The sequence below is a fragment of the Rhodococcus oxybenzonivorans genome (assembly GCF_003130705.1).
In the GTDB taxonomy this organism is placed as follows: domain Bacteria; phylum Actinomycetota; class Actinomycetes; order Mycobacteriales; family Mycobacteriaceae; genus Rhodococcus_F; species Rhodococcus_F oxybenzonivorans.
The window spans coordinates 198,822-215,941 of the sequence record NZ_CP021354.1 but is presented as its reverse complement, the minus strand read 5'-3'; the positions used below and the strand labels follow the sequence as shown (position 1 = coordinate 215,941).

At 65.3% G+C, this 17,120-nt stretch carries 13 protein-coding genes and 2 pseudogenes; 9 read left to right on the top strand and 6 right to left on the bottom strand.

Annotated features, from left to right (window positions below; genetic code table 11):
- Window positions 1-36 precede the first annotated feature (36 nt).
- Window positions 37-1,251, top strand: coding sequence for a CaiB/BaiF CoA transferase family protein (locus CBI38_RS01050; protein WP_109325651.1), 1,215 nt, complete (start codon window positions 37-39; stop codon window positions 1,249-1,251).
- A 98-nt stretch (window positions 1,252-1,349) separates the two neighbouring features.
- Here the strand turns inward: CBI38_RS01050 and CBI38_RS01045 are convergent, their stop codons facing one another.
- Together CBI38_RS01045 and CBI38_RS01040 are read right to left on the bottom strand one after the other, a co-directional pair.
- Window positions 1,350-2,375, bottom strand: coding sequence for a LysR family transcriptional regulator (locus CBI38_RS01045; protein ID WP_109325650.1), 1,026 nt, complete (start codon window positions 2,373-2,375; stop codon window positions 1,350-1,352).
- On the bottom strand, window positions 2,362-2,904 hold the full coding sequence (locus CBI38_RS01040; RefSeq protein ID WP_109325649.1) for a MarR family winged helix-turn-helix transcriptional regulator: 543 nt from the start codon (window positions 2,902-2,904) through the stop codon (window positions 2,362-2,364). The genes CBI38_RS01045 and CBI38_RS01040 overlap by 14 nt, the downstream gene beginning before the upstream one ends.
- Window positions 2,905-3,132: 228 nt before the next feature.
- On the opposite strand from CBI38_RS01040, the gene CBI38_RS01035 reads away from it, so the two are divergent.
- From CBI38_RS01035 to CBI38_RS01015, 5 genes are all read left to right on the top strand, one after another.
- The gene (locus tag CBI38_RS01035) at window positions 3,133-4,296 is read left to right on the top strand and encodes an isobutyryl-CoA dehydrogenase (RefSeq protein ID WP_109325645.1); all 1,164 of its coding nucleotides are present in this window, start codon (window positions 3,133-3,135) and stop codon (window positions 4,294-4,296) included.
- Complete coding sequence (locus CBI38_RS01030; RefSeq protein WP_109325644.1) at window positions 4,293-5,426, top strand: enoyl-CoA hydratase/isomerase family protein; 1,134 nt, start codon at window positions 4,293-4,295, stop codon at window positions 5,424-5,426. The genes CBI38_RS01035 and CBI38_RS01030 overlap by 4 nt, the downstream gene beginning before the upstream one ends.
- Window positions 5,423-6,319, top strand: coding sequence for a 3-hydroxyisobutyrate dehydrogenase (gene mmsB, locus CBI38_RS01025; protein WP_109325643.1), 897 nt, complete (start codon window positions 5,423-5,425; stop codon window positions 6,317-6,319). The genes CBI38_RS01030 and mmsB overlap by 4 nt, the downstream gene beginning before the upstream one ends.
- On the top strand, window positions 6,316-7,092 hold the full coding sequence (locus CBI38_RS01020) for an enoyl-CoA hydratase (protein ID WP_109325642.1): 777 nt from the start codon (window positions 6,316-6,318) through the stop codon (window positions 7,090-7,092). Before mmsB ends, CBI38_RS01020 begins: the two co-directional genes overlap by 4 nt.
- Before the next feature lie 108 nt (window positions 7,093-7,200).
- The gene (locus CBI38_RS01015; protein ID WP_109325640.1) at window positions 7,201-8,007 is read left to right on the top strand and encodes an ABC transporter ATP-binding protein; all 807 of its coding nucleotides are present in this window, start codon (window positions 7,201-7,203) and stop codon (window positions 8,005-8,007) included.
- 37 nt (window positions 8,008-8,044) lie between these two features.
- Here the strand turns inward: CBI38_RS01015 and mddA are convergent, their stop codons facing one another.
- Window positions 8,045-8,827 (bottom strand): methanethiol S-methyltransferase, encoded by a 783-nt coding sequence (mddA, locus tag CBI38_RS01010; protein WP_109325639.1) that lies wholly within the window; start codon window positions 8,825-8,827, stop codon window positions 8,045-8,047.
- Between the two features lie 136 nt (window positions 8,828-8,963).
- The gene (locus CBI38_RS01005; RefSeq protein WP_109334784.1) at window positions 8,964-12,224 is read right to left on the bottom strand and encodes a protein kinase domain-containing protein; all 3,261 of its coding nucleotides are present in this window, start codon (window positions 12,222-12,224) and stop codon (window positions 8,964-8,966) included.
- Window positions 12,225-12,656: 432 nt separating this feature from the next.
- Between CBI38_RS01005 and CBI38_RS01000 the strand changes: the two genes are divergently transcribed.
- Window positions 12,657-14,456 carry an alkyl/aryl-sulfatase gene (locus CBI38_RS01000; RefSeq protein WP_109325638.1) on the top strand — a complete coding sequence of 600 codons (1,800 nt, stop codon included), beginning with the start codon at window positions 12,657-12,659 and terminating at the stop codon, window positions 14,454-14,456.
- A 315-nt stretch (window positions 14,457-14,771) separates the two neighbouring features.
- Window positions 14,772-15,306, top strand: a pseudogene (locus CBI38_RS00995) (helicase associated domain-containing protein).
- Between the two features lie 44 nt (window positions 15,307-15,350).
- Here the strand turns inward: CBI38_RS00995 and CBI38_RS00990 are convergent.
- A pseudogene (locus tag CBI38_RS00990) lies at window positions 15,351-15,990 on the bottom strand (isochorismatase family protein).
- A 367-nt stretch (window positions 15,991-16,357) separates the two neighbouring features.
- Window positions 16,358-16,543, bottom strand: coding sequence for a hypothetical protein (locus tag CBI38_RS40235; protein WP_335743611.1), 186 nt, complete (start codon window positions 16,541-16,543; stop codon window positions 16,358-16,360).
- 216 nt (window positions 16,544-16,759) lie between these two features.
- On the opposite strand from CBI38_RS40235, the gene CBI38_RS40230 reads away from it, so the two are divergent.
- A complete protein-coding gene (locus CBI38_RS40230) occupies window positions 16,760-17,116 on the top strand; it encodes a helix-turn-helix domain-containing protein (protein WP_335743610.1) in 357 nt (118 codons plus the stop codon).
- Window positions 17,117-17,120: the final 4 nt, after the last annotated feature.

Below are 17,120 nucleotides of genomic sequence, written 5' to 3'. Positions count from 1 at the left end.
CCCCTCGCTTCCTTACTCTGGACTGAACGGAATTCCATGACTGTCGGACCACTGAACGACATCCTCGTGCTCGACCTTTCCCGTGCGCTTGCCGGCCCGATCGCCGCCATGATGCTCGGCGATCTCGGGGCCCGGGTGATCAAGGTCGAAGCCCCCGGCACCGGCGACGACTCCCGCACCTGGGGACCGCCGTTCGTCGGGCCGCAAGACGACCCGCAGTCGTCGTACTTCATGTCGGCGAACCGGAACAAGGAATCGATCGTCCTCGACCTCAAGAGCGAGGACGGGCGCGAGGCGCTGCGCAGGCTGATCCGGCGGGCGGACGTGCTGATCGAGAACCTCCGGCCCGGAGCCTTCGACCGCCTCGGCTTTCCGACCGACGTGCTCGAGGAGCTCAATCCACGGCTGATCACGTTGTCGATCACCGGATTCGGCCACGACGGCCCGGAAGGATCCCGCGCCGGCTACGACCAGATCGCCCAGGGCGAGGCCGGCCTGATGTCCGTGACCGGAACCCCGGACGGCGAGCCCACCCGTATCGGGGTGCCGATCGCGGACGTCCTCGCCGGCGTGCACGGAACCGCGGGGGTGTCGGCGGCGCTGGCATCCCGGGAAAAGACCGGCAAAGGCATGGTGGTGCGCACGTCGCTGCTGGCCGCGGCGGTCAGTGCCCACACCTTCCAGGGCACCAAGTGGACGGTCGGCGGACAGGTCGCGCAGCGGTCCGGCAACCACCACCCCCAGATCGCACCGTACGGCAGCTTCCGGTGCGGCGACGGATACGTGCAGATCGCGGTCGGCAGTGAGGCGATCTGGGCGAAATTCGCTCCCGTCGCCGGGCTGTCGGCGGATGACCCCCGGTTCACCGTCAACCGGGACCGGGTTGCCAACCGCGACACGCTCATCGCCGCTATCGAAGCGGACTTCACCAACCGCACCAGGGCCGAAGTCCTCGCCGCCCTCGAAACAGCCGGTGTGCCTGCGGGATCGATCCGCACCATCGACGAGGTCTACGAATGGGAACAAACCCGTAGCCAGGGACTCCTCCTCGAGGTCGACCACCCAGTGGTCGGGCCGGTGCAATTACCGGGTCCCTCGCTGCGAATGGAAACCGCGGACGGACAGTCATTGGTCCGTACTCAGCACGCTGCCCCTCCGGTTCTCGGTCAGCACACCGAGCAGATCCTCGACTGGATCGGCAGTGGCAGTCTGGTCGACCAGTTCGACTCCGAGGTCACCACGCGGGCGTAACAGATGCGGTAGTCGGTGGGCGGCGTTGCAGGAGACAGTGTCCTGCAACATCGTCCATACGGCGCCCCACCCTGCCACCGATCACGAGGGGGCGCGTGTCACTGCGATGTGTCGGGGCCTGCGGGCTTCGGGTGTCGCGGTTCCGGGAGCAATTCGTCTCGGCGGCTGAGGATCTCTTCTTGGAGTACGCGTCGAACTGCTTGCACGGCCGGATTTGTCAGGCTTGCCCTGCGCGCCGCGATGGAGAAGGAGAGGCGGACGTCGACCAGGTCGGCCATCACCCGGCGAAGGTCGGGATGCTGGTCGGCCATGAATGCGGGAAGCAAACCGATACCGCCGCCGGCGCGTGTTGCCGAAACGTGGGCAAAGATGTTCGTGGACATGAATTTAGCGGTCACGCCGGGCAGGTGCCGCTCGAGGTCGAGGTCTCCCACTTGCAAGAGGGAGTCGACGAAGAAGATCAGCGGGTGGGCTGTCAGCTCGTCCATGGTGGCGGGTTCACCCTGATCACGTAGATATTGTTCGCTGGCGTACAGGCCTAGCGAGTATTGGCAGATACGTTCCGAGACAAGCCGACTGCTGATCGGGGTTCCGACAGCGACGGCAATATCGAATCCCGCCGGTTGCAGATTCAGTTGCCTTGTTGCGGTGATGAGTTCCACAACGAGATTGGGGTGGTTCATGCGAAGTTTAGCCAGGGCCGGGGCGACGAACATCGGTCCGAACCCGTCCGGTGCAGTGACGCGAATTGTGCCGCGGAGCGTATTTTCACTGATACCGGCGACCACATCCGCGGTTTCCTGGACTGCTTCCTCGATGAGCCGGGCCTTTTCTGCGACGGATCGCCCGACGTCGGTCAATTCCCAGCCGTCCGCGCTGCGCTGTAGCAGACGAACTCCTAGAGCCTTCTCCAGTGCATTGACACGCCGCGAGACAGTGGTGTGGTCGACACCCAGGTCCTTTGCCGCCGATCGACGGCGTCCGCTCCGCGCGACCGCGAGCAAATACCGAAGGTCATCGGATCGAATGCCTCTCGCATCGATCGTGACCGGCGGGGCGGCCTCGGCATTGCCCTTCTCCGATGCCTGCTCGTGCCGACCGTCGTGGCCGTCAGCGCTGGTCATCGTGGCCGTTCCCCCGAACGCTCTCGGCGGTGTGAGCCGACGGCGCGGTGCCTTGCCGTGCTTGTGTATGCGAAGTTGCGACAAGCAGCGTGTGCAGGTCGATGCTCAGACGACGCAGCACTTCAGGATCCACGGCGGAGACATCGTCGACGACCCGTGCGGCCGACACCGCCGCAGCCCGCCCACGATCGGTGATGGTCACGAGGGTCTCGCGTCGGTCGACGGGGTTGGTCGAACGGGTGACCAACCCGGTGCGCTCGAGTCCGTCGATCAAGGACGTGATCGTGGTGGGATGCCGGTCCAGGGTGCGGCACAGAAGCGCTGTGGATATGACTCCATTCGGTGCCGCGTCGACCAGCGACAGAACCTCGTACCGTGGAAAGGACAGCTTGAACGGACTGAGGGTGGCATCAAGCTTGCGAACGATCAGTTTTTGCGTCTGCAGGACCGCCGCGATCAGTGCTGTCCCCGAAAATTCCGTTGCATCAGAACAGGATTGCTCTGTTGCTGCCGGTTCCGTAGCGGTCACGAAAGGTCTCCTTTTTCACCAATGCTCGAGTCGACGAACTGCACGCCAGTGGCCGGCAATCGACCCAAATGAGACCAATTGCCCTGCACTCCGACCTCCGGGACGACTTCCCATCCCACACTCGGAGGATCCGGCTTTTCGCCGCCCGTGCCGGACGAGGACTAGCAATGTTCGTGGATGTCCAACTATAGTACTTCCAACTTCTCCGATCTGAAAGGGTCGAATCGTATGTTTACCTTGACCGATGACGAGCGGGCGATCAGTGAGACGGCCCGTGACTTCGCGGCCGAGCATTTGGCGCCGTTTGCCGTGGAGTGGGATCAGTCCAAGCATTTTCCGGTGGATGTGCTGCGTAAGGCGGCGTCGTTGGGGATGGGTGGGATCTACATTCGGGAGGATGTGGGTGGCTCGGAGTTGAGCCGGGTGGACGCGGCCCGGATCTTCGAGCAGCTCGCGAGGGGGTGTCCGTCGATCGCCGCGTATATCTCGATCCACAACATGGTGACGTGGATGATCGACAGGTTCGGCACCGAGGAGCAGCGCCGTGCGTTCGTGCCGGGGTTGTGTGCGATGGATCAGTTGGGTAGTTACTGCCTGACCGAGCCGGGTGCCGGGTCGGATGCGGCGGCGTTGAGCACCCGGGCGGTCCGCGACGGTGACGCTTACGTCCTGAACGGGGTCAAGCAGTTCATTTCCGGGGCGGGGACGTCGGATGTGTATGTGGTGATGGCCCGCACGGGAGACAGCGGGCCGAAGGGGATTTCCGCGTTCATCGTTCCGAAGGAGTCGGCGGGGCTCTCGTTCGGGCCGAACGAGGTGAAGATGGGCTGGAACGCCCAACCGACCCGGCAGGTGATCTTCGAGGATGTGCGGGTGCCGGCGGCGAACCTCCTCGGCACCGAGGGGGGCGGGTTCCGGATCGCGATGGCCGGTTTGAACGGGGGCCGGCTCAACATCGCGGCGTGCTCGGTCGGCGGTGGGCAGGCGGCGCTGGAGAAGGCGGTCGCGTATCTCGCGGACCGGAAGGCGTTCGGTGCGCCGCTGCTCGACTCGCAGGCGTTGCAGTTCCAGCTCGCCGACATGCGCACCGAACTCGAGGCGGCCCGCACCCTGTTGTGGCGGGCCGCGGCCGCCCTCGACGAGGGGGCTCCGGAGGTGGTGGAGCTGTGTGCGATGGCGAAGCGGTTCGCCACCGACACCGGTTTCGAGGTCGCCAACCGGGCGCTGCAACTGCACGGCGGGTATGGCTATCTGGCCGAGTACGGCATCGAGAAGATCGTCCGGGATCTGCGGGTGCACCAGATCCTCGAGGGCAGCAACGAGATCATGCGGGTCGTCATCGCCCGCAGCATCGTCGGAGGCGCCGGACACGGAAAACAAGGAGCGGCATGAGCGAGACAACCACCACGACCCCCGAGGTCCTGATCGACACGAGCGGCGGTGTGGGCCGGATCGTGCTGAATCGGCCCAAGGCGATCAACGCCCTCAACCACTCGATGGTGCGGCAGATCGCGGCAGCCCTGGCCGCATGGTCCGACGATGATCGGTTGCGGGCGGTGCTGCTCACCGGGGCCGGTGAACGGGGCCTGTGCGCGGGCGGCGACATCGTGTCGATCTACCACGACGCCCAAGAGGGCGGCACCGGGTCGCGGGAGTTCTGGCGCGAGGAGTACATCCTGAACGCGGCCATCGCGAACTACCGGAAACCGTATGTGGCGATCATGGACGGCATCGTGATGGGCGGCGGCGTCGGGGTCTCCGCGCACGGCAGCGTCCGGATCGTCACCGAACGGTCGATGATCGGGATGCCCGAGACCGGGATCGGGTTCGTCCCCGACGTCGGCGGCACCTACCTGTTGGCCCGCACCCCCGGGGAGTTGGGCACCCACATCGCGTTGACCACCGCCCGCCTCAGTGCCGGGGACGCGATCGCGTGCGGATTCGCCGACCACTACATCCCCTCGGAGAAGATCGACAGCTTTATCGAGGCACTCGCGCAGACCTCGGTCGACGAGGCCCTCGCCCGGTTCACCGAACCCGCCCCGCCCTCGGAGTTGCTGGGCCAGCAGGGGTGGATCGACGCCGCGTACTCCGCGGGCAGTGTTCCCGAGATCGTCGCCCGCCTGCGCGGCAGCGGGGTGCCCGAGGCTCAGAAGGCGGCCGAGCAGATCCTGTCGAAGTCGCCGACCGCGTGCGCGGTCACCCTACGGTCGTTGCGCCGGGCCCGGGCGGCGGGCAGCCTCGAAGAAGTGCTGAACGAGGAGTTCCGGGTGTCCGTCGCCTGCCTGAGCTCCCCTGATCTCGTCGAGGGCATCCGGGCGCAGGTCGTGGACAAGGACCGCAACCCGCAGTGGTCACCCGCCACGATCGACGAGGTGACCGACGAGGACGTCGACGCGTTCTTCGCCCCGCTCGGGAACCTCGAACTCGGCCTCACCCCACCCACCCCCGCCCCGACAGCCGCAGCCGTCCCGGCAGCGGCTTCGACCAGCGACACGCGTCCAGGAGGGACTGCATCATGAGCACGATCGGATTTCTGGGACTCGGCCACATGGGTGGTCCGATGGCGGCCAACCTCGTCAAGGCGGGGCACACGGTGGTCGGTTTCGATCTCGCGCCCGCCGCCCTCGAGCAGGCCACCAAAGACGGTGTCACCGTCGCCGAGTCGGCCGTCGACGCCGTCCGCGAGGCGGAGGTGGTGATCACGATGCTGCCGAACGGCACACTCGTCCTCGGCCTGTACAAGGAGATTTTACCGGCCGCGAAGCCGGGCACCCTGTTCATCGATTCGTCCACCATCGACGTCGCGGACGCCCGCGCGGCGCACGAGGAGGCCGTCACCGCCGGGCACCGCTCGGTCGACGCCCCCGTCTCCGGTGGCGTCGTGGGCGCGGCCGCGGGCACCCTCGCGTTCATGGTCGGCGGCACGGCGGACGACTTCGAGTCCGCGAGGCCGCTGCTCGAGGTGATGGGCAAGAAGGTTGTGCACTGCGGCAACCCGGGGAACGGTCAGGCCGCGAAGATCTGCAACAACATGATTCTGGGGGTGTCGATGATCGCCATCAGCGAGGCATTCGTCCTCGGCGAGAAGCTGGGACTGAGCAACCAGGCCCTGTTCGACGTCGCGTCCAACGCGTCCGGCCAGTGTTGGGCGCTGACCACCAACTGCCCGGTGCCCGGACCGGTCCCGACCAGCCCGGCCAACAACGACTACCAGCCCGGCTTCGCGGCCGCGCTGATGGACAAGGATCTCGGTCTCGCCGCGAACGCGCTGAAGACCAACGGCGTCGAGGCGGACCTCGGGCTGCGTGCCGCCGAACTGTACAGCCGGTTCCACGCCGCCGGTGGTGGTGGTCAGGACTTCTCGGCCATCATCAACGACATCCGCGACCGTTCTACCAAGGGAGACCAGTGACCGACTTCGAGACCATCCTGCTCGACCGCAAGGGCCGGGTCGGGATCATCACCCTGCACCGTCCGAAGGCGCTCAACGCCCTGAACTCACAGCTGATGCGCGAGGTCGTGTCGGCGGTGGAGGAGTTGGAGAAGGATCCGGAGATCGGGGCCATCCTGATCACCGGATCGGATCGGGCCTTCGCCGCCGGCGCGGACATCAAGGAGATGCAACCCAAGTCGTACATGGACGTCTACCTCGACGACTTCTTCTCCGCCTGGGACAAGGTGGCCGCGGCCCGCAAGCCTACGATCGCCGCGGTCGCCGGGTACGCGCTCGGCGGTGGATGCGAGTTGGCGATGCTCTGCGACATCCTGATCGCCGCCGACACCGCGAAGTTCGGGCAACCCGAGATCAAACTCGGGGTCATTCCCGGGATCGGCGGCTCGCAGCGGCTGACCCGGGCGGTCGGCAAGGCCAAGGCCATGGAACTGTGCCTGACCGGCCGGAACATGGACGCCGAGGAAGCCGAACGCGCCGGACTCGTCTCGAGGATCGTGCCCGCCGCGGACCTACTCGACGAGGCCCTGCAGACCGCGACCACCATCGCCGACATGTCGCTACCGGTCGCGATGATGGCGAAAGAAGCAGTCAACCGGTCCTTCGAAACCACCCTCACCGAAGGAATCCGCTTCGAACGACGAGTCTTCCACTCCACCTTCGCCACCGAAGACCAAAAAGAAGGCATGACCGCGTTCGTCGAAAAACGCCCACCGGTCTTCAAACACCGCTAGTGAGGCGGCTCCGCCGCCCGTGCGTGGTCCGCGAGTGCATAAACTCGTTAACCACTCACGGGCGCGGAGCGCCTATGTTTTACCCATCCTGCGGAAAGGTGACAGCTAATGGAGAATTCCGTTCCCGTCGTGAGGGTCGAATCCGTCGACCTGGTCCGTGACGGTAGGTTCCTCCTGCGCGACGTCACTCTGCAGGTCCGGCGCGGCGAACACTGGGTATTGTTGGGCGCCAACGGTGCAGGCAAGAGCACGTTGCTCTCGCTGCTCGGAGCAACCGCGCACCCCACGGCCGGCACCGTCCACGTTCTCGGTCACCGGCTGGGCCGGGTCGACATGCGGGAATTACGAGCGCACATCGGTCACGTGAATCCGCGCCATATGGTCCGGGCGCCGCTGACCGTGCGGGACGTCGTCCTCACCGGCCTGACCAACACCCCCGAGTTTCCACCGCGGTGGGCACCGACCGACGCGCAGGTTATGCGCGCGGAGGAACTCGTCCACGCCCTTGGGATGGGGTCACGGTTGAATCTGCTGTGGCCGACCCTGTCCCAGGGTGAGCGCGGCCGCGCCCTGATCGCCCGCGCCCTCATGGCCGAGCCCGAACTCTTACTGCTCGACGAGCCGGCGACGGGCCTCGATCTTGCGGCGCGCGAACAGCTTTTGACTTCGCTCGACGATCTGCGCGCCCAGGACCCCGACCGCGCCAGCATTCTTGTCACGCACCACCTCGAGGAAATCCCCACCACGACCACACATGCCGTTCTCGTGCGGGAAGGTGTCATCGTCGCGCAGGGCCCGGTATCGGACGTTCTCACGACCGCCAACATCAGCGACTGCTTCGACCACTCCATCACCATCTCCAACGAGCACGGGCGCTGGGTGGCGCAGACACGGGTTCCCGTAACCGTCGGCTGAGTGGCTGGAACATCGCCGTCGCCGGCGGCCGCTGACGCTACCGCGCCCGGGAGCCGATCCGCGGGACCAGCATCGGCACCCGCGAGCGGTAGGTGCGATAGTCGTCGCCGAACGTATCCACCAGGTCATGCTCCTCGAAGCGCACCGCCACCAGGATGAACCCGGTGGTCCCGACAGCGAACAACAGTCGGCCCCAGGACATCGTCGGCGCCACCCAGAACGCGATCACGAAACCCGCGTACAGCGGGTGCCGGATCACCCGGTACAGCATCGGCGTCCGAAAGGCACTGGGAAGAGCCGACTTACCGCTCTGATTCCGCAGGACCTGGCGCAACCCGAACAGGTCGAAGTGATCGATGGCGAACGTTGCCGCCAGTACGAGAGCCCATCCGCCGAGCGACACCGCATACAGTGCGACGCGGACCGAAGTGTTCTCGACGTTCCAGATCTGCTCGGGCAGCGGACGCCACTGCCACATCAGCAGCGCCAGCGCCGCCGTGGCGAACAATACGTATGTCGAGCGCTCCATCGGCTGTGGGACGATCCTCGTCCAGCGTCTCTTGAACCAGGGCCTGGCCATCACCGAATGTTGCATGGCGAAGACCGTCAATAGCGCCAGGTCGATGACCACGGCGACCACGACGGGGGCGTCGGGACCATCGTCGATCGTGTGAGGCACGACGAGCCCCTCGACCCATCCGATCGCATACACGAACACGATCAGGAATATGGCGTAGACCACCATTCCGTATGCGGTGATCAGGGTGCGGGCGACTCCCCGCGTGTGCGGTGCTCGCGGCTTTTCGACCATCTCGGCCATAGTGTTTCTCCGATCGCTGGATTTTTCCGACGCACCGAAGTCTCCGATTGGGCGAGGAGTGGAACAAGGAACCCTGGGGTGAAAGTCACTGCACCCTGTGGAGGTCTGAAGACAAGCGGAATCTTGGATCGCGCGCTCAAAGATTCTCTCTGCGTTGTTCGACAACCCATGCCGCGATCTGTGTGCGTGAGGTGAACTCCAACTTGGTCAGAATATGTTCAACGTGCCCCTGAGCGGTGCGAGGGGAGATCACCAACCGGGTGGCGATCTCCTTATTCGTCAGTCCCTCGGCGATCAGTTCGGCGACCTCCCGCTCGCGCTTCGTCAGGTGTGCGGCAAGAGCGGAAGGTGGAGGTTCAGCCGGCAGCTGCTCACCTAAGGCGTAGGCGATTGCGTCACCGAAACTCAGACCCGCCCCGTCCCGATGAGCGGCGGCGAACGTCTCCTTGCTCAGAGCATGTCGAGTCGCGCGTTCGCACGCTTCCTGGTACTCGCTCATATTGGGCAAGACGACGATCGGACTTCCCACGGACCGGCTGAGCTTTTCCGAGGCTGCCAGCAGCACGACCGCACGTCGCGCGTTCTGGTCCTCGGCGGCGATCCATGCCATCGCCTGCAGGCTGAAGCTGGCGTTGAGCCGGTCGTTCACCTCGAGGTCGGCCCGCAGTGCCTGTTCGAGTAGTCGGACCGCTCGTTCACGCTCACCGCGTCGCCATACCGCGACCGCCAGCCCCCACAAGCAATACGACCGAAACACCGATTCACCCCGTGCATCGGTGATCACCAGAACGCGCTCATAGCATTCGATGGCGTGTTCGGTGTCGCCGAGGAACTCGTCGGCCAAGCCGAGACCGACGAGCGCTACAACCTCGACGACATCGTTACGGCCGGCGTAGGTTCGGACAGCCTTCTCGAGATAAGCACGTGCGTCGAGAGGTTGTCCACCGAACAGGGCAGCGTAGCCCAGTGCACTGTCGATGTGTGCGCGTACCAACGGATCTCGTGTCCGAGCCTCGAGTTCGTGTGCATCCTCCACCAGGGCGGCCGCCGCCTGCAGGTCGCCCTGGACGCCAGTCATCATGCTGCCGACGTAAAGTGCTTTGGCGTGATCGACGGTCGGCTGGGCCGGTTGACGGGCGAGGAGTCGGTCGAGCCATCGCCTGCCTTCGCTGAGCAAACCCCGGGAAAGCCAGAATGGGTACAAGGCGGCCACGATCCGGAGTCCGGAGGCTGGGCTCTCGGAGACACAGGATTCCAATGCGTCCCGAATATTCGGGTGCTCCCGCACGAGTACGGTGATCAACGCGAGCTCGCGGGAGCTGATCCACTGCGATTCCGTGTCGAGTACCAGGCGCTCGCACCAGTCTCGGTGTCGCTGACGCAGTTCGGCATGCTCGCCGCTCTCCTGCGCCTTTTCTCGGCCGTAATCGCGCACGGTCTCGAGCATGCGGAACCGCATCTCGGCACCGGCCGGCTCCCGTATCAGAATCGACTTGTCGACGAGGTAGGTCACCGTGTCGAGTATTTCCTGCGCGGGCAGATCTGCGCCGCACACTTGTTCGGCGGCGTCGAGGTCGAAACTACCGGCGAAGACCGACAGCTGCGACCACAGCCGCTGCTCAGCCGGTGTACACAGGTCGTAGCTCCAGTCGATGCACATCCGGAGCGTTTGTTGTCTCGACGGCGCATCCCGGCTGCCATGGGTCAACAGTACGTACCGGTCGGTCAAGCGTTGCAGTATTTGTTCCGGCGTCATTGCCCGCAACCGAGCGGCGGCAAGCTCGATGGGTAGCGGGAGCCCGTCCAATCGCTGGCAGATCCGAGCGATGGTGACCTTGTTCTCCTCGGTGACCTCGAATCCCGGGGCGGCCGCGGCTCCTCGTTCGGCGAACAAGGTGATCGCATCGTTGCCCGCCATCCCTCGCGGTAGGTCGTCGGGATCCGGGACGCCGAGCGGCGGCACAAGCAGCACCGCTTCCCCGCTGATGCCGAGTGGTTCGCGACTGGTGGCGAGAATCCGCAGCCGTGGGCATGTGCGAAGCAGGGTCTCGGTGAGCTTGGCGACCGCGGACACCAGTTGCTCACAATTGTCCAGTATCAGCAGCTGTTCGCGCCCGGCGAGGAACTCGACGAGCACCTCGGGTATGGGTCGCGCCGATTGGTCACGTAATCCCAGCGCGTTCGCCACCACACCCGCCAACAGCAACTCGTCACGCAACTCCCCGAGCTCCACCAGGGTGGTGCCATCGGCGAAGTCCCGGCGCACCTTGCCGGCGATACGGAGCGCAAGACGGGTCTTTCCGACCCCACCGGTGCCGGTCAGGGTCAGCAGCCGCGCGTTCGACAACGCGTTCCTCGCCTCGGTCAACTCCGTGTGGCGGTCGACGAAGCTGGTCAACTCCAGCGGGAGTTGACCCCCTCGCCCCGAATCGGCCGACCACGACGGTACAGGCCAACCACCTTTTTCGGGAGGGGCATCGGTCGCGGCTCCCGACTCGGTGGTGTGCAGAGCGATATCCTCGACCGCGAATCCATGCCGTAACTGGGCTTCGCGCAGATGTTGACTCAGCTCCGCGGCAGATGGGCGCGTCTCGGGATCACTGGCCATGGTCTGTTCGATGATTGCACTGACGTCCTCGGGAACGCCGTGCTCGCGGGGGTCCGGTACCGGCTCGGATGTGATCCGCACGAAGTGTGCCATCAATTGCTCGCCGCTGCGGCGTTCGAACGCGGCATGGCCGGTGAGCGCCGCGAACAGGGTGGCGCCGAGCCCGTACACGTCCGCGGACGTGCTCGGAGGGCGTCCGGCTACGACTTCGGGGGCGATGAACGCCGGTGACCCGGTGACGACCCCGGTGGTCGTCTCGAACCCGCCGGTGATGTGTGCGATGCCGAAATCCGTCAATGCCGGCTCGCCGTAATCGGTGAGCAGTATGTTCGCGGGCTTGATGTCGCGATGGAGGATGCCGACCTTGTGCGCGGCGTCCAAGGCAGCGGCCATCTTCACCCCGAGCCGGAGCACATCGGCCAGCGGAAGCGGGCCGTGGCGCCTGATTCGGGCATCGACGGAGCCCCGAGCGCAGTAAGGCATCACAATGAACGGGCGACCGTTGTCGGTCACATCGGCATGGAGAATGTTGACGATGTTGGGATGACCGGTCAACCGGCCCGCCGCCCGCTGCTCTCGCACGAACCGTTCCCGGTTTTCCTGGTCGAGATCCGCAGTCAGGACCTTGACAGCCACCGAACGTTCGAGCGACGCCTGCGTGCACCGGTACACGATCCCGAACCCGCCACGACCGATCTCGACAGCATCCTCGAACCCCGCCGCCGCGAGCTCCGCCGTGACCGCACCGGACACGTCGCGTTGGGTCGCGAATGGATCCACGTTATTCATCGACACATCTCTTCACGGTGCACGTCGACCTGCCCGAGAACCTCTCGAGTAACACCTAAGGATATCGCCAGGCGGCCTCACCGCGGTCGAATCCGATACCGAAAGTGATGAGCTGCGATGACGAACGATGCGCGCTCGAACCACCACGCTCGTCACCGGCGAACCAATCTGGCTGCGCAGAGCCAAGACTGGCGGGAACATGGCACTGTGACCGACCGGACCAGACCCCTTACGAACTGACCATGCTCGCTAACGTGCGCGCTACCTCCGGGATCGCCGCATGTGAAGGCACTGACCCACGTCAGCGTTCTTCGTGGCAGTCAGGTCTCGTCGACTTCACCTGGGAAGGGTGATGCCAGGGGCGCCGTCGAATCAGAAGACTGGGGGCCGTGGGTGCGGAACCCACCACAACCCTTTTTGCGAGGAGTGCCGATGTCCGCCGATTTCGCCGATCGCACCGATTTCGACAATGCCAACCGTGGTCTTGTCGCCGTGCTCGAACCTGCGCAGGTCCGCGCCGATGACGGCCGGGTGGTGTACGACGCCGAGGGCTTTGCCGCGGCGACCACCGGTGACTGTCCCGACACGGTGAACCCGAGCCTCTGGCGCCAAGCACAGTTGACTGCGATCCACGGACTGTTCGAGGTCACCGCGGGGATCTATCAGATCCGTGGCTACGACCTGTCGAACATGACGCTCGTCGAGGGCGAGACCGGGGTGGTTGTGATCGACCCGTTGGTCTCTGCCGAGTGCGCCGCGGCCGGGCTCGCGCTGTATCGCGCGCATCGTGGCGACCGCCCGGTGACCGCTGTCATCTACACCCACTCTCACATCGACCACTTCGGTGGCGTACTCGGTGTCGTCGACGCCGACACCACCGTGCCGATCGTCGCCCCCGAACATTTCTTGGAGCACGCGGTCTCCGAGAACGTCTACGCGGGCGGTGCGATGCTGCGGCGCGGCATGTTCCACACCGGAATCGTGCTGCCCGTCGGCGCGACCGGCACCCTGGGGGCGGGCCTCGGGCCCAGCACATCGAACGGAACCGTGGGACTGCTCGCACCCACGCTCGATATCACCCACACGGGGCAGGAGGAGACGCTCGACGGCGTCCGCATGGTGTTCCAGGTGACGCCGGGAACCGAGGCCCCGTCGGAGATGAACTTCTTCTTCCCCGACCATCGCGCGCTCTGCTTGGCGGAGAACGCGACCCACAATCTGCACAATCTGTTGACGTTGCGGGGCGCGGAGGTGCGCGACGCACGCAACTGGTCGCGGTACCTCACCGAGTCGATCGAGATGTTCGCATACGACTCGGACGTCGCCTTCGCCTCGCACCACTGGCCGACCTGGGGTACCGACGAGCTGATCGGGTACCTCACCGAACAGCGCGACCTCTATGCCTACCTTCATGATCAAACGCTGCGCCGCCTCAACCAGGGGCAGGTGGGCACCGAAATCGCTGAAGACTTTCCGATGCCGCCCGCTCTGGACGCCGCGTGGCACACCCACGGCTACTACGGCTCGGTCAGCCACAATGTGAAGGCGATCTATCAGCGCTACCTCGGTTGGTACGACGGCAACCCGGCGCACCTGTGGCAGCACCCCCCGGAGGCGGCAGGCGCCCGCTACGTCCGTGCGATCGGTGGAATCGATGCCGCCGTTGCGAGGGCCAGGGAGTTCGCTGACGAAGGTGATCTGCGTTTCGCCGCCGAACTCGCGAGCCATGCGGTGTTCGCCGAGCCGAATCACGCCGGTGCCAAAGAAGTGCTCACCGACGTGCTGACCCGACTCGGCTACGGCTCCGAGTGCGCGACGTGGCGGAACAACTTCCTCGTCGGCGCAAGCGAGGTCGATGGCCCGCCGCATCCGGCCGAGGTCAGTGCGGCGGGCATGGCTACCGCGCTCACCATCACGCAGATCTTCGACAGCATCGCGATCCGCATCGACGGTCCGCGGGCCTGGGATGTGTCGGCGACGATCCGCTGGCACTTCACCGACGTGGACGAGACCTACCGCATCGAGTTGTCGAACGGCGTGTTGATCCACTACCCGACAAAGCGGTCCGATCCGGCCGACCTCGTGGTGAAGCTGACGAAGCCACAGTTGCTCGGCCTGCTGGCCGGATCCGGAACCGACACCATCACTATGGACGGCGACGCGACAGCCATCACCAGGATCGTCGAACTGACCGACGCCCCCGACCCGGCATTCACCATCGTCACCCCGTGATCGCGTCGAGTACCACCGATCGATTGCCTGAAGCGCCCGGCGAAAGTCCTCGCCGGGCCGCGGCATACCGTTCGAGCACCTAATTCTCCTGTGGCGCTTGCTCACCAGGTGAAGGTGCGGATCGGTCGGTCACCCACGCGCCCGGTTCGGAAGGCTTGCGGTTCGGTGGTAGTGCCCACGCGACCCGACACCGATCCTCACCGACACAGCGAACAACGGGGCCAACTGTCTTGCTACATCGTCCAACTGGTGGACATACTTGACGTGATGACAATCCCGATTACGTGTGAGAGCCTCCGGAAGGGTGCGATTCCGATGCCAGCGAACCAGCCCGCCTCCTCCCCTGTGCAGCTCTACGCCGACTTCCGCCGCCAACACCCCCACACCGCGATCCCGGCCGACTACGTCGCCGAAAGCGGGTTCCACCTCGGTCGTTGGCAACACCGCCAGAGGGTGGCGCACATGCTCGGCACCCTGCCACCGCACCGCATTGCGGAACTCGATGCGATCGGGTTCGTGTGGAGCGACGACGACACCCCTCTGCCTACCGTGTCCCGGATCGACGGCAAGCGGCGGCGAATGCTCACCGAAATCGCCGCGTACCGCGAAGAGCATGGGAACGCACTGGTTCCCGCGAACTACGTCACGGCGGACGGGGAGCAGGTCGGTCAATGGCTCTATCGGGCGGTGAAGAAGTGGCGGGCCGACGCACTCCCGGACGACGAGCGTGGCCCGCTCGCCGTTCTCGGGGTCTCCCCCCAGTCCGCGCCCGCGGGGGCCGCGCACATCGGCCCAGCGCACCGGATCGGCGGTCCGTCACCCTGGCCGGCGGCCACCAGCGCGGATCTGAGCACCAATCCGGCTGGCCGCACGCACGTTGGCCTGTCACTCCCGTCAGGCGAGGGCGACCGCCGAGCGTCCGTCGATGGCCGATTGCACCAGGTTGCTTTTGGGCAGCGTCGAGTCCGACGTCAGCGCTTCGATCCACTGCGCAGTGGTCGACACTGCGGCGAAGTTCGACTGCAGCAACACCATCAGAGCCGTGTGCAGGGACTGCGCGGAGATCGTGCCGGCCTCGTTGGCCAGATTGATGGCACCCGTGGCGTCGGACAGGATTTCGGTGGCGAACCCGAGCCCTTCGGCCTCCACCGCTGTGGCGAGGTCGCAATTGTTGGTCATGTATCCGACGATCGTGATGGTGTCGATGTTGTGCGCGTGTAGCCATTGCGCCACATCCGTACCGGCGAACACGCTCCCGTACTGCTTGTGCACCCGCTTGGTAGCCGGCTCGATGCGCCGTTCGATCTCCGGATGAAGCGACCACCCCTTCGTGCCCTCGACGAAAACGGGGGGCGCCCTGCGGCATGTGATGCTGGACAACGAGAACCGGAACGTCACGGGCGGTGGCAGTCTCCACAGCGTTCACGATGTTGGCGAGTGACTCCGCACGCGGTGGGTACTGGATCTCGAGTGGTCCCTCGAAGTACTCCTGCTGGACATCGACGACGACAAGGGCACGGCGGGGTGCAGTCATCAGTTGCTCCTTCAGCTTCGTTGATGGCGTCGCGCCGCCATGGTGTGGACGCGACCCGTCCCAGTGTTCGGCACATCGGTTTCCACTACGAGTGGCATGGATGCATACTCTCGATGGAATTAGGCCAACCTCGGAGGCATCATGCGTATCGCTGTCTACGCGTTCGACGACATCACGATGTTTCACCTGGCGGCACCGCTGATGGTGTTCGGCGAGGTGGGCCGCCTCGGGCTTGCACCGGACTGGCAGACGCGACTGTGGTCGGATCGTGCAGGAACCGTTCGCACCATCGAGGGATATCCGATCGGCGAGGTGCAGGGCCGGACACCGTCGAGTGGGCCGACATCGTCGTCATCCCCTCCTGGCCTCAGTCCTCACACCGGTCAACGACGAATTGAAGAACGCGATCACGACCGCGCATGCCCGCGGTGCTGCCATTGTCGGCCTGTGCCTGGGCGCTTTCGCTCTCGCCGACACCGGCCTGCTCGGGACGTTCCGCGGTCACGCACTGGGAGGTGATGCCGATACTCGCTGAACGCAGCATCGGCAGCAAGGTCGACTCGTCGGTGCTCTACATCGATCACGGTGATGTCCTCACCTCCGCGGGAACGGCCTCGGCGATCGACGCCTGCCTACATCTGGTTCGCAACACCTCGGGTCTGCCGTCGCTACCCGGATCGCCCGCAGCCTGGTCGTCGCCCCTCACCGGGAAGGAGGGCAGGCACAGTACATCGATCGCCCCCTGGCTCAACCGGTATCCGACACGACCATGGCCGAAGTGCAGGAGTGGGCACTCAGCCATCTCGACGAGTCGCTCACCGTGGACCGACTCGCCGATCAGGCACGGATGAGCAGACGCAGCTTCGTACGCCACTTCCAGCAATCCACCGGAACGACACCAGCACGCTGGATACTCGAACACCGCCTGCAAGAAGCTCGGGCACTACTCGAAACAACCGACTGGGGAATCGACTCCATCGCCGGGAAATGCGGCTTCGGGAGCAGCGTCACCCTTCGGCAGAGGTTCGCCGCAGCGTTCGCGATTTCCCCCTCGGCGTACCGGCGGCAATTCGCGGACCAGCGCGGCAGCATTGCCGACACGACACCGAAGGGACACCAGATCTGACCTC